Annotated in this window: 14 protein-coding genes; 3 read left to right on the forward strand and 11 right to left on the reverse strand. The window is 45.3% G+C overall.

Features of this window, described 5'->3' with window-relative positions; all coding sequences use genetic code 11:
• Positions 1-65 precede the first annotated feature (65 nt).
• Positions 66-776, reverse strand: coding sequence for a fatty acid metabolism transcriptional regulator FadR (fadR, locus tag ACOJRU_RS11270; RefSeq protein ID WP_421131844.1), 711 nt, complete (start codon positions 774-776; stop codon positions 66-68).
• Positions 777-1239: 463 nt separating this feature from the next.
• Between fadR and nhaB the strand changes: the two genes are divergently transcribed.
• Genes nhaB through ACOJRU_RS11285 form a run of 3 tightly spaced genes read left to right on the forward strand, consistent with a single transcriptional unit; the run spans position 1240 to position 3907 of the window.
• Positions 1240-2823, forward strand: coding sequence for a sodium/proton antiporter NhaB (gene nhaB / locus ACOJRU_RS11275; protein ID WP_421131845.1), 1584 nt, complete (start codon positions 1240-1242; stop codon positions 2821-2823).
• 8 nt (positions 2824-2831) lie between these two features.
• On the forward strand, positions 2832-3359 hold the full coding sequence (gene dsbB / locus ACOJRU_RS11280; protein WP_421131846.1) for a disulfide bond formation protein DsbB: 528 nt from the start codon (positions 2832-2834) through the stop codon (positions 3357-3359).
• Positions 3356-3907: a GNAT family N-acetyltransferase gene (locus ACOJRU_RS11285; RefSeq protein WP_421131847.1), complete on the forward strand. Its 552-nt coding sequence runs from the start codon at positions 3356-3358 to the stop codon at positions 3905-3907. Before dsbB ends, ACOJRU_RS11285 begins: the two co-directional genes overlap by 4 nt.
• Positions 3908-3920: 13 nt before the next feature.
• On the opposite strand, the gene ACOJRU_RS11290 is transcribed toward ACOJRU_RS11285, so the two are convergent.
• From ACOJRU_RS11290 to tsaB, 10 genes are all read right to left on the reverse strand, one after another.
• Complete coding sequence (locus ACOJRU_RS11290) at positions 3921-4415, reverse strand: YcgN family cysteine cluster protein (RefSeq protein WP_421131848.1); 495 nt, start codon at positions 4413-4415, stop codon at positions 3921-3923.
• A complete protein-coding gene (locus ACOJRU_RS11295) occupies positions 4415-5077 on the reverse strand; it encodes a fumarylacetoacetate hydrolase family protein (RefSeq protein ID WP_421131849.1) in 663 nt (220 codons plus the stop codon). The genes ACOJRU_RS11290 and ACOJRU_RS11295 overlap by 1 nt, the downstream gene beginning before the upstream one ends.
• Positions 5078-5079: 2 nt before the next feature.
• The gene (locus tag ACOJRU_RS11300; protein ID WP_421131850.1) at positions 5080-6051 is read right to left on the reverse strand and encodes a lytic murein transglycosylase; all 972 of its coding nucleotides are present in this window, start codon (positions 6049-6051) and stop codon (positions 5080-5082) included.
• A gap of 2 nt (positions 6052-6053) precedes the next feature.
• Positions 6054-6347, reverse strand: coding sequence for a YcgL domain-containing protein (locus ACOJRU_RS11305; RefSeq protein WP_421131851.1), 294 nt, complete (start codon positions 6345-6347; stop codon positions 6054-6056).
• Between the two features lie 16 nt (positions 6348-6363).
• The gene (gene rnd, locus ACOJRU_RS11310; RefSeq protein ID WP_421131852.1) at positions 6364-7527 is read right to left on the reverse strand and encodes a ribonuclease D; all 1164 of its coding nucleotides are present in this window, start codon (positions 7525-7527) and stop codon (positions 6364-6366) included.
• A gap of 53 nt (positions 7528-7580) precedes the next feature.
• Positions 7581-9233, reverse strand: a complete 1653-nt coding sequence (gene fadD, locus ACOJRU_RS11315; RefSeq protein ID WP_421131853.1) for a long-chain-fatty-acid--CoA ligase FadD — start codon at positions 9231-9233, stop codon at positions 7581-7583.
• A gap of 121 nt (positions 9234-9354) precedes the next feature.
• Positions 9355-10194, reverse strand: coding sequence for an alpha/beta fold hydrolase (locus tag ACOJRU_RS11320; RefSeq protein ID WP_421131854.1), 840 nt, complete (start codon positions 10192-10194; stop codon positions 9355-9357).
• 121 nt (positions 10195-10315) lie between these two features.
• Positions 10316-11014 (reverse strand): Slp family lipoprotein, encoded by a 699-nt coding sequence (locus tag ACOJRU_RS11325; RefSeq protein ID WP_421131855.1) that lies wholly within the window; start codon positions 11012-11014, stop codon positions 10316-10318.
• Between the two features lie 198 nt (positions 11015-11212).
• Positions 11213-11512: a hypothetical protein gene (locus ACOJRU_RS11330; protein WP_421131856.1), complete on the reverse strand. Its 300-nt coding sequence runs from the start codon at positions 11510-11512 to the stop codon at positions 11213-11215.
• Between the two features lie 168 nt (positions 11513-11680).
• Positions 11681-12370 carry a tRNA (adenosine(37)-N6)-threonylcarbamoyltransferase complex dimerization subunit type 1 TsaB gene (tsaB, locus tag ACOJRU_RS11335; RefSeq protein ID WP_421131857.1) on the reverse strand — a complete coding sequence of 230 codons (690 nt, stop codon included), beginning with the start codon at positions 12368-12370 and terminating at the stop codon, positions 11681-11683.
• Positions 12371-12372: the final 2 nt, after the last annotated feature.

Raw genomic sequence — 12372 nt, forward strand, 5'->3', positions numbered from 1 at the left:
GATTAAATGAAAAACGCCCCTAAAAAAGGAGCGTTTTACACATCGAAAAGGGTTTACCGACGTAATCAATCTACAATGTCTTTCGGCATGCTCTCACGTACGTCTTGCCATACCTTGCCACTCTCGATACCATAATTTCTTACCACGACAGGTACATCTTGGTACTTACCCTGCTCTGCCACTTCAAGGAGCTTGGCGTAATACTGCTTGGCAATATCTCGCGCTTGTTGATGAGAGAAAAAGAAGCCGCCTATTCTTGAGTACAGACCTCTAAAACCATTCATCATCAGTACGAATACATTGTTGTTCGATGCAAGTGCCAAATCGTGTGTCATTTGGTAGTCGAACTGTGCGAACGCAAGACCGTCTTCTTCGACCGTTTTGTAGCGCGCGATAATATCAGCGGATTCTTGTGGGTTATTTCTGATTGCACCACGAATAAAAACTGCACTTAAATTAGTACGAGCCGCTAACAAATTATCGACTAATTCTGGAATGCCATCTTGGTCAAGCCTGGCCAGCGTTTCCAAGATATTGAGACCGCATGACTCCCAAAAGTTATTTACTTTAGTTGGCTTTCCATGCTGAATCGTTAACCAGCCGTCACGCGCTAGACGCTGAAGTACTTCTCGTAACGTAGTTCGAGTAACACCAATGAGCTCTGATAGCTCTCTTTCCGCAGGCAAAATTGTACCTGGAGGAAAGCGACCGCTCCATATCGATTCCACAATATATTCTTCGGCGAACCCGGCTGGGCTCTGCGCCTTGTAAATCATAAATAATCGCCTGCACGTACTAACATTTTCATAACTGATTGTACCAGATGCTTATTTATTATCACAACGAAATATAACAAGTCTTCGACCCGTATTAACATTTTTATAAAACTTTACAGGGGATTTTTCCTGATATCGGCTAAATTGAGGGCATAGCCCCTCTTAATTGTTCAAAAAACAGGCGCTTATGGTCATTTATGTTTATTGTGCTCCATAACTGACTTCATAATCGGAAATTCCGAGTAACTTTCGGTTCTTGAGGTCTGTGATTTGCTTTCTCAAGGTTGTAATATCGTGTACGCTTAAATCCCGACTATAATGACAACAACAAAGTGTCGTAATATCGATAACTTGCCAGTTTTGCTATCGATAAAACGCTTAACCAATAACCAGACAGTAAACATAACGTCTTCTACTATAAATTTACTCCGGAAGGCTATTGTTGTAAAAGGAACAGGAACTCATGCAAACCTCCATGATCTCTGCGATCTATAAGAATTTCCTGGGACACGCGCCCGACTGGTACAAGAAAACCATTATTGCTTTTCTTATCGTAAACCCGATGCTCTTTATGGTTGACCCATATCTTGCAGGTTGGACACTGGTAATACAGTTTATATTTACCTTGGCGATGGCGTTAAAATGCTACCCCTTACAACCTGGCGGACTGCTGTTAATTGAAGCGATGTTCATCGGAATGACGTCCCCTGGGCATATGATGCATGAAATTGAAGTAAACCTAGAAGTACTGCTTTTATTGGTATTCATGGTTGCCGGCATCTACTTTATGAAAGACTTGCTAATGTATTTGTTCACTAAGCTGGTGATTAAAGTACAAAACAAGCTTGTGCTGTCGTTGTCGTTTATCTTTGCTTCTGCGTTTCTGTCAGCGTTCTTAGACGCATTAACCGTAGTGGCAGTCATTATCAGCGTTGGCCTTGGTTTCTACTCTATTTACCACAAAGTCGCGTCTGGCAAAGAGTTTCATTCTGACCATGACCATACAAGCGATGAGGTGGTGTCTGATTTAGGGCACAACGACCTAGAAGATTTTCGAGCTTTCTTACGTAACCTAATGATGCACTCTGCTGTCGGTACGGCGCTTGGTGGCGTAATGACCATGGTAGGCGAGCCTCAAAACCTTATTATTGCTGACAAAGCCGGGTGGAACTTCTTAGAGTTCTTCCTTCGAATGGCGCCGGTAAGTCTTCCTGTGTTCGTTTTTGGTTTGTTAACTACCGTCCTCCTAGAGAAAACAGGCTGGTTCACCTATGGCGCTAAACTGCCGCCTGCGGTCAGAACGATTTTAAGCGAATACAACGACCATATGGATAAAGGCCGCAGTAAACGCGAATCAGCAAAGCTTGTTGTACAGGCATTAATTGGTATTTGGTTAATTGTTGGCCTTGCTACGCATATGGCGTCAGTAGGTCTTATCGGCTTATCGGTTATTGTACTTGCTACGTCGATGAGCGGTGTTATTGAAGAACATGCTTTGGGTAAAGCGTTTGAAGAAGCCTTGCCGTTCACCGCACTGTTATGTGTTTTCTTTGGTGTTGTTGCCGTTATTATTGACCAAGGCTTGTTCCAACCCGTCATCCACTGGGTGTTAAGTTTTGAAGGTGAAACCCAGATGGTCATGTTCTACCTGGCCAATGGCGTACTTTCGATGGTCAGTGATAACGTGTTCGTGGGCTCGGTATACATCACCGAAGTGACGGCCGCGCTTGAAGCCGGTCAAATCACTCGCGACCAATACGATATGCTAGCGGTTGCTATTAATACCGGTACAAACCTGCCAAGTGTTGCCACACCAAATGGGCAAGCCGCATTCTTATTCTTGCTTACATCAGCCATTGCGCCGCTATTACGCTTGTCGTACGGAAAAATGGTTATCATGGCACTGCCGTACACTATCGTACTTACTATTGTTGGCTTACTGGCTACCCTTTGGGGCCTGTCTGATGCGACACAATGGCTGTATGACATGCACTTAATTGAGCATCATACCGCTATTGAGGCGGGTGTGAAGGCAGTAGGTCATTAAGGAAAATCATGCAATCAGTTATTCATACTGTTAGTTCATGGGCAGAGCACAAGTCTTCGTGGCTTGTGCTTTTTGCTACCTCGTTAGGCCTTGAAATAGCAGCACTGTATTTTCAATATGCGATGGGGATGAAACCCTGCATCATGTGCATTTACCAACGCACGGCGATGTACGGGATAGTGTTAGCGTCGTTAATTGTATTAATTAGCAATAATGGCTTTACGCGCATGCTGGGCTTTGCTGGTTGGGCCGTATCTGCAGGCTGGGGTTACCTGATTGCCACAGAGCATGTGGGTATTTTAAATGCCGCTAACCCGTTCTTTGCCAGTTGTGAAATTGTGCCTAACTTCCCTAGTTGGCTTCAGTTGCATGAATGGATACCGGCGATCTTTGCCGCTGAAGGTGACTGCCTGAACGATACATGGCAGTTTTTATCAATGGGAATGGCTGAATGGATGCAAATCATTTTCGCCGCTTACTTCATCGTATTTGGCGTCGTGTTTTTATGCCGCCTGTTGGATAAAAAACCCTTTTGATTGATTTATCCATTTTGCCCTCTCGGTTACCACCTATCCATACCGAGCAAGGGCCAGTTACCATTCAACGCATCGCGCCGAAGCACACTGAGGCGCTTTGTGAAGCAGGTCAACATGCCATTAGTCACGTTAAGCCGTGGTTTGGCTCATCGGTATGCCCAGTAACGCCAATGCAATCTAAGCAATGTATTGATGCAATGGAAGACGCTCGGCGCAATGATTACGGCCTTACGTACCTGCTAATGCATGATGAAAAGTGCCTTGGAATGGGCATTATTAATCATATCCACCCCACTCACCTTACCGCTAACCTTGGCTACTGGCTGCGCCAGGACGCCTGCGGAAAAGGGCTTGCAACAGCAATATGCGAAGCGCTTAAAAAACTGGCGTTTAGTCAAATGAATTTGCATCGACTCGAGTGTTTTATTGAGCCGAATAATAAAGCCAGTTTGCGCGTTGCCGAGCGCATCGGGGCGGTAAAAGAAGGGTTATGTAGAAAGCGCGTATTTGGGCGGGATGCGCTTCTCTATGCCGTTATAGCACCGTAAGCGCACACGCGCATTAATCAATATCATCAAGCGGCCAACGCGCGATATAGTCCTCGAAATACTCCATATCAACATCGGTTTCAAAAACGGTTTTGTTTCGCACGCTCATGTTCTTTTGGTGCATTACGTGCTTTTTACCTTTATTCAGTAATGGGTGCCACGACGCAAGACCTCTGCCCTCGTGTAAGCGCCGGTATGCACAACTTGGCGGCATAAAGAATATGTCTTTAAGGTTTGCTTTTGTTAGCTTTACGCAGCTTGGTACAAGCTGCGTACGCTTTTCATATTGCGTGCATTCACACTTTTTAGTATTCAGCAGTGAACATACAATATTGGTGTAATGAATTTGCTCATTGTCATTAATGTAATCAGTCGGCCCTTCGGCCTGCGTTGCATCATCATCAATAAATTTATGTAGGCAACATTTCGCACACCCATCGCACAGTGATTCCCACTCTTGCTGCGACATCTCTTCTAGTGATTTTGTTTCCCAAAATGGTTGGCTCATTATTCAGCCACCTTCGTGGTTATGTCAAAGTGATCATGAAGCGATACGGTAAGACGGTCTGACGGCAACAATGGCCCTACCCCTTTTGGTGTCCCGGTTAAGATAATATCACCGGCCTCTAAACTAAATACCGTAGACATGTGAGCAATGAGCGCGGCGATGCTGTGCAACATCATACTGGTGTTGCCTTGCTGTCTCACCTCATCGTTAATGTGCAATGAAAAATGAAGGTCTTGCAGTTGAGTAACGCGTGGCAACGGAATAAAACCAGATACGGGGCAGCTGAAATCAAACGCTTTAGCACGTTCCCATGGCTGCCCTTTCGCTTTTAAACTCGCCTGTACGTCTCGTAGCGTTAAATCTAGCGCTAAACCTACACCCCATATGGCATCGTTAACACTATTAATATCGGCATTTACCAATGGTTTGTTCAGTAATATGGCTATTTCAAGCTCGTTATGACACTCGCCTTTATCTGTAGGAATACACAACGGCTCATTAAGGTGACATAGCGCCGCCTTTGGCTTCATAAACAATAATGGCTCTGCTGGCACTTCCGATTTCATTTCATCAATATGGTCAAGATAATTACGACCGATACACACCACCTTTCCTATTGGCAATGAAATAGGTTCGCCTTGCACATCTTTATGCTGATACATCACTAGTAACCTCGTTTAATTCTTTCTGACAAATAACCCACAGACACGCCAAAATATTGCGAGCGATTCCATTTCATCAGGGTATGAAAATTATTATAGACGAGGTAAATACGCCCTTTTTCGCCGTCAGGCATTATCAATGAAGCCGAAATGTTCGCGTTGGGCAGCGGCGCCCCGTTGTAGCGTGTTACGCCGTTATCATGCCAATATGAAAGGGGTTTATAGGCTTTCTTGGCTAGCCCGTACTCGGTAATAGGTGATGTGAGTAACACTTGTCGCCCCCATGTCCCGTTCTCATCCCAGCCTTCAGAAGACAAATAATTAGCAATAGACGCAAACACATCGGCCGGATTATTCCAAATATCTTTCTTGCCATCACCGTCGTAATCAACCGCATAGTTAAGAAAGGACACTGGCATAAACTGGCTTTGCCCCATTGCGCCAGCCCACGAGCCTTTTAACTTATCAACGGTAGTATGGCCTTCACGTAAAATCGTAAGTGCTGCAAAAAAGTTCTTTTTGAAAAGGGCTTCTCGTCGTCCCTCGAACGCTAAAGACGCTAACGCAGACAACACGCTGTGAGAACCTTGAATGCGACCAAAATTTGACTCATTGCCCCACAAAGCAACAATGAAACGTGGCTGAACACCGTATTTTTGCCCTATTTCAGTAAGAAGTGTCTTATGCTCATTTAAATGAGTTACCGCCTGTTCGACCTTCCAGTCGGGCACGCGCGTAGACAAATAGTCATCTAATGTTATTTTCTTTTCTGGTTGGTTTTTATCTGACTTTACCACCGACGGTCGAAACGTAATGTCATCGAATACGTCCTCTAAAAAGTCAGCGCTAAACCCTTTTGATTGTGCGTCACTTTTTAACGTGTCTACGTAGTCTTCAAACGCTTTTGTTTCTTGTTCACTACATGCCGATGCTGTACTGAAAACCAACAGTAAAAATAAACTGATAACACGCATAGTTAAAACTTTTTATCCGGTGTTGCATTAAGACCAAGCGCAACACGATGTTTGGCAAGCAAGTCTTCTTCTTTCGGCGGCATCTGTAAATAAAACCCCTGCTCTTTCAGGGCTTCTACCAATTTTGCTTTATCCACACCCAACTTCTCACGCTTGTCTAATGCGAGAATGGTAACAAGCTCAGGCCGTACAAATTGCGACATCAACGCTTCAGGCACGTCGCTAAAATCATCTTTTTTGAGTACATACAAATACGCACCCACTTTTTTTTGCGTCTTATAGACTGCACATAACATAATTAACGCTCTTCTATTAAGCAGTTGGAATTGGGCCAAGTAGCGCTTCTACGCGCGACTCAAACAAGGGGGCACGCCACCCGCTGAGTACTTCAGGCGTGAGCTGCTGTACACGGGTCTCATCCACTTCGAACCAAACCCATTTCAGCAGTTGGTTAAGCTGTTTTTTTGATGAAATCACTTCAGGAGGCACGCCTTGCTCATTAGCAATAGTATCGCTAATGGCTTTAAGAGCAGCCAACGTCTTTTTGTATTCGGCAAAGTCCATTAACCGCTTTACTCGTGGTAACAGCAATTTAGGAGGTGTTGAGGCATATTTTGCTCTGGCGTCTGCAATAAGCGTGAGCACGGTTTCCCCATAGCGACGCAGCGTGTGAGGGCTAATTCCCTCAATTTTAGCTAATGCTGTCTTGCTCGCAGGCATGTACTGCGCGGCTTCATACACATGCTGCTCTTTAAATACAAAGTTTAACGCAATGTCTTTTTTTCGTGCAACGGATAGCCGCCAAGCCGCTATGGCTTGTAACACAACCAATTGTTCTGAATTTAGGCGCCAGTTGTTCTTGATAAAAAGATAAGCAAAATCTTCTGGTATCTGTGCGCGCTTTTTATCACCTAACAACGTCATTTCTTGGTAAACCCAGTCGAGTTTGTCTGCTTGGACAATTTTTTCGACTAATACGCGATAGCAGGGCAAAAGAAACAGTACGTCGTTTGCAGCATATTGCAGCTGAGACTCTCTTAACGGACGTGCAATCCAATCTGTTCTCGACTCGCCCTTATCCAACGTAACGTCGCAAATGGTTTCAACCAGTTTCGCGTAGCCTAACGATGCTCCCATGCCTAAAATGCTAGCAGCAAATTGGGTATCGAAAATTGGTGAGGGCAGCGTATTGTAAGCACTCAAAAAGGTTTCTAAATCCTCTGAGCACGAATGCAATACTTTCACCACGGCCTCGTTTTCCATAAGCGCAATAAAAGGCGACATATCGTCAATGGCGATAGGATCAATCAGAACAAGTTGTTGGCCATCATAAAGCTGGATAAGACCAAGATGAGGCGTTAGGGTGCGTGTTCTTACGAACTCAGTATCGAGTGCGATAGCGTCTTGCTGTTGAGCAAGGTTACACACCTGTTCGAGTTGTTGGTGCGTTGTTATTAATTGATATTGCATAGTCATAAAAAAGCCGGCATACGCCGGCTTTACTAAACAAAAACTTGCGCTGGGCGAAGTTAGTCGCGTAACTCCCGACGTAGAATTTTACCTACATTGGTTTTTGGAAGGTCGTCTTTAAATACAACCTGCTTAGGCACTTTGTACCCCGTTAAATGCTCACGACAGTGTTTGATAACTTGTTCAGCAGTAAGCGACTCATCGTTGCGTACTACAAACAACTTCACTACCTCACCACTTGCTTCATGAGGCACGCCCACTGCAGCGGCTTCTACGATGTTATCATGCATCGCAGCAACTTCTTCAATTTCGTTTGGAAAAACATTGAAGCCAGAGACTAAGATCATATCCTTTTTACGGTCAACAATATAGAAATAACCTTCATCATCTACCGTTGCGATGTCGCCAGTAGCTAACCAGCCATCTTTAAGGATATCTTCTGTTGCTTCTGGGCGGTTTAAGTAGCCCTTCATCACTTGCGGGCCTTTTACCCACAACTCACCAGGTTCACCTTTTTCAACTTCATTGCCATCATCGTCCAACAGCTTTATGTCGGTTGATGGTACTGGCATGCCGATGGCGCCTTTGTATGCCTCAATTTGTGGTGGATTTACCGCTACAACAGGTGAGCACTCAGTAAGGCCATAGCCTTCTAGCAGCACCGTTCCGGTAACTTTTTCCCACTTTTCAGCAACAGGACGCTGAACCGCCATCCCACCACCTAAACCAAATTTGAAGTTACTGAAGTCTAATTCACTAAACCCTGGCGTGTTTAACAAGCCGTTAAACAGTGTGTTAACACCTGGCAGAATAGTGAATGGATACTTACTTAACTCATTCACAAACCCCGGCATATCGCGTGGGTTGGTGATCAGTAGGTTTTTGCACCCATATTTTACAAACATCAAGCAGTTAGCAAGCAATGCGAAGATGTGATAAAGCGGTAACGCCGTTACTACAAAGTCTTCGCCCTCTTCGATAACGGTTTCTAAGATCCCTGAAACCTGCTCAAGGTTAGCTACCATATTGCGGTGCGTAAGCATGGCGCCTTTAGAGACACCTGTCGTACCGCCGGTATATTGAAGAAATGCTAAGTCGCCGTGGTCAATATCAGGGCGAGTATAAGTAAGTGACTGGCCTTTTCGCACTGCAGACATAAACGAGGTTGTATCTGACAGGTTAAACGACGGCACCATTTTCTTAACGTACTTAACCATGGCGTTCACTACCCAACGCTTAGGCGCAGGTAGCATATCGCCAAGGGCCGTTAAATAAACGTCTTTCAGGTTAGTGTCAGCAATGACTTCTTCAAGCGTACATGCAAAGTTTTCTACAATAACAATCGCTTTTGCATTCGCGTCGTTTAACTGATGTTTAAGCTCTCGTGCAGTGTACAGTGGGTTTACATTTACCACCACCATACCCGCTCGCAAAATACCAAACATTGCCACTGGGTATTGTAAAAGGTTAGGCATCATTATGGCCACTGCATCGCCTTTTTTCAGTCCGCTAGACTGAAGGTAAGCTGCGAATTGTGCAGAGAGGGCATCCAACTCCTCAAATGTCATCGATTGCCCCATGTTAATGAAAGCAACCTTATCCTTATATTTTTTTACTGATTGTTCGAAAATATCGACAACTGACGCGTAGCGATCAGCATCAATTTCAGCGGACACTCGAGGGTCGTAATACTTAAGCCAGGTTTTTTCCACCAAAACCTCCTTCACTTTATTATTGTAGTGCTAGCAACGTGCGAAAAACGCCGCACCTGTGCAACTGGTCTGATAACTTGCGAATAGTATAGGAAGTGTAAATAAAAATAAACGGCGCAATTTACATTTGCTCAACAAACTGCGTAATTTTAGCCCCTACATCATCACTATTTTCCATATGAATGTGATGCCCGCCTACAAAACGCTCAACACGTGCATTTTTAAACCACCCATGGCGCGCAGCGAAAACGTCATCGACTTTCTTAAAACTGTTCGACGCTGCAATGAAAAGTATAGGGCACAAAACTGATTCCATGATATTTTTTGCCTGAGATTCGGTTAGCCTCAATACAGACTTCGTTCGTAGTGAAGGATCACTTCCCCACACGTCAGTGCCATTATCATCTTGCGTAATATTTCGTTGTAAAATTTGCCGCGCCGATGCTGCAGGGATATCGGATATGTTGCACCTTGCCTTCACGGCTTTGTCTAAATCAACCGGCATTAACGTAGTGGAGCGCTTTTTTGAACGACTGAGGATTGCCTCTCGCATCTGTGTTTGTGCGGTATCTTCGTCCATAGTAAGCGGCCCGCATGCATCAATACTAACAACCCCCGCAACCTGGTCTGGAAATAAACCTGCATACAGGCTAGCGAGTATACCGCCCATCGAATGACCAATAAGAATAACCTTCTCCCATTGCTGCGACGTAATCAGCGCATGGATATCTTGAAGATAGTCGGCTTGATTATAGTGCGCACCTTCTGGGCGATGAGACGAGTAACCATGCCCTGCAAGGTCTAGTGCGATAAAACGATAGTGGGATAAATAGGGGGCGAGCACACGTAAGCTTTCTGCGTTATCTAAAAAGCCATGAAGGCCCAAAACTACTGGCCCGCTTCCTTGGTTGTCTAATGCGGCAATGCGTTGATTACCTAACGTAAACTCGATGTCATGCATTCTTTACTCTTCCTTTCACCACGCTGCACTGCGGCAAACCATGACCGCAAGACAATCACAATCTGCCTCATGCGCACAAAAAAGCGGCATGTTATTGCCGCTTTTTCTTAACGTTCGTTTGTTATTTTTGTTTAAGGCCATTCATTTTTTCAAGGCTTTGAGGCTTTGCAGGTCTCGCCTTTGAAGAAGACCGGTTTCTAATATCGACCTTCACCGGCCTGTCACCGTATTGGGTTACGCGAAATCGTCCGCCAAACGGCCCAAAGAACGGGTTACCGAAGCCAACATACGGATGGTAAAGCCCGAAACGTGGGTTTGAGAAAAAGTACGGAGAGTACCACCCCGTGTGGTAGTTAAAGAAAAACGGATTCACGTCGTATGTGGTTTGCTCTCGCCACATATGGTAATCCTCTGCGATAATGGTGGGATAGATGTAGGGCTGTTCCCCTACCATGCCAGAGGTTGGCGATGTTAACACCCCAAGGAATGTCGCACTGCGACCTTCTTCAAATGCAATAGGATCGACAAACCCTTCAATTTTCACCTTAAACCGCCCTACCGTTTCATCGTTTCTTCTGGGCTTACCGTAATGGTTAAGTGGGAAATGTACCATTTCGATAAAGGTTTCATTGGGCTTATTTTCGACCCCGACCACGATGCCGCCCCAACGTGCTTTTTGGCCAATGGTTTGGCTTGATGCCGTTACTGCCTTGGTATAGGAAACAAGCGCTGTGTTGTCTGGCACGTCGATGCTATCGGGCACAATCGCGCAACCAGACATAACCACAACGCCTACTGTAAATAATAATCGTGCGAACATACCATCTCCTTGAACATCTATCGGTAATAAGATAACGCGCCGAGTGTCTTGTAAAATTATCAGGATTAGGGGCCGCGCGCCAGCGCCGTAAACAAACCTTTATACAAACTTAATGGTTTGATGGTTTAAACGTTTGAAAGTTTCACGGCGTTGATATTTATCGCGAGCACGAGGGAATGTGCTGTATACCGCAATGCGCTAGGCGTAGACGTCAACACCAAACATCGCCTGTACCGACTCACGCTTTTCTTGTTTTTCAAAGCTGAGATAAGACGCAATGGCGTTTTGCGAGGAGAGCTTGCTGTCTTCGCGTACAAACTGTTGATACGCCTGCGCGTTGTCAGAACCAACCTCATCAGGTGCAACAACAACCGCACGCTGCAACGCTTGCGCATTATTTTTGCCACTGTCCGGCGCATCTTTATCAACGCTATTAACTCGACTACGCGGCTGCGCATTGTCTGATTGAGGAAGCGTAAAACTTGTATTTATATTCATCGATTAAAAAGCAGGTAATTACTAATGTATTGCTACGTTGCCTCTGCGAAAGTAACCCGTGGTTACCTTTGGCAGCCCCGCGTACAGAAAGCAATTTCCATACCTGACAAGCATGTTAAGGTATGCCATAACATGCGTTTCGCTTTCTCAAGACTACCTTTTAGTGCTTTATTCCCTGCCTGGTAGCTTTTTCCACGTTACTTTATCGCGCAAATATACTGGTTTTACTGTAGCAGCATCACTTACTGCGCCCTTTTGTACGTCATCGATAGCAACCGGTACCATAAATTCAGCGGCAGGTAGCGTTATCGTAACCTCTACGTCTTGGCCTTTTAACGCATTTAACACTTCATAAGCTTCCCAACCAGTGCCAAGCGCTGCATAGGGTTCACTTATCGCGGCGAGTAGTTCTACAGCATGTTCTGGCGGACAAACCTGTTCTTCAACCAACAACGTAACCCCTTGCTCGGCACGCGTATAGACCGCAAAATACACTTCGCCCATACGCGCATCGAGCGCACATGCAAACACGTTTTTATCGGTTTCTGCGAAGGCTTGTTGCGCCATAGCGTGCAGCGTACTAATACCAGCAACACGCAAGCCAGTGCCTAGCGCGAGCCCTTGTATCATGCCCGTCGCTATTCTTACCCCGGTAAAACTACCTGGGCCGCGACCAAACGCTAACGCATCAAGTTCTTTAAGCGTAATGCCAGCGTCTTTAAGCACTTCATCAACCATTGGCAACAGTCGTTGGCTATGTTGCTGCGGACAAATTTCGAAGCGAGCCGTTATCGCACCATCGTTTTCAAGTGCAACCGAGCACGCTTCGGTTGCGGTATCTAAGACTAATAATTTCATAT

Origin of the sequence: Alteromonas algae (assembly GCF_049117195.1) — a bacterium.
Lineage (GTDB): Bacteria > Pseudomonadota > Gammaproteobacteria > Enterobacterales > Alteromonadaceae > Alteromonas.

Coding starts and splice junctions, on each gene's coding strand:
- fadR (WP_421131844.1), bottom strand. CDS start 776: ATGATTTACAAGGCGCAGAGCCCAGCCGGGTTCGCCGAAGAATATATT.
- nhaB (WP_421131845.1), top strand. CDS start 1,240: ATGCAAACCTCCATGATCTCTGCGATCTATAAGAATTTCCTGGGACAC.
- dsbB (WP_421131846.1), top strand. CDS start 2,832: ATGCAATCAGTTATTCATACTGTTAGTTCATGGGCAGAGCACAAGTCT.
- ACOJRU_RS11290 (WP_421131848.1), bottom strand. CDS start 4,415: ATGAGCCAACCATTTTGGGAAACAAAATCACTAGAAGAGATGTCGCAG.
- ACOJRU_RS11295 (WP_421131849.1), bottom strand. CDS start 5,077: ATGTATCAGCATAAAGATGTGCAAGGCGAACCTATTTCATTGCCAATA.
- ACOJRU_RS11300 (WP_421131850.1), bottom strand. CDS start 6,051: ATGCGTGTTATCAGTTTATTTTTACTGTTGGTTTTCAGTACAGCATCG.
- ACOJRU_RS11305 (WP_421131851.1), bottom strand. CDS start 6,347: ATGTTATGTGCAGTCTATAAGACGCAAAAAAAAGTGGGTGCGTATTTG.
- rnd (WP_421131852.1), bottom strand. CDS start 7,527: ATGACTATGCAATATCAATTAATAACAACGCACCAACAACTCGAACAG.
- ACOJRU_RS11320 (WP_421131854.1), bottom strand. CDS start 10,194: ATGCATGACATCGAGTTTACGTTAGGTAATCAACGCATTGCCGCATTA.
- ACOJRU_RS11325 (WP_421131855.1), bottom strand. CDS start 11,014: ATGTTCGCACGATTATTATTTACAGTAGGCGTTGTGGTTATGTCTGGT.
- ACOJRU_RS11330 (WP_421131856.1), bottom strand. CDS start 11,512: ATGAATATAAATACAAGTTTTACGCTTCCTCAATCAGACAATGCGCAG.
- tsaB (WP_421131857.1), bottom strand. CDS start 12,370: ATGAAATTATTAGTCTTAGATACCGCAACCGAAGCGTGCTCGGTTGCA.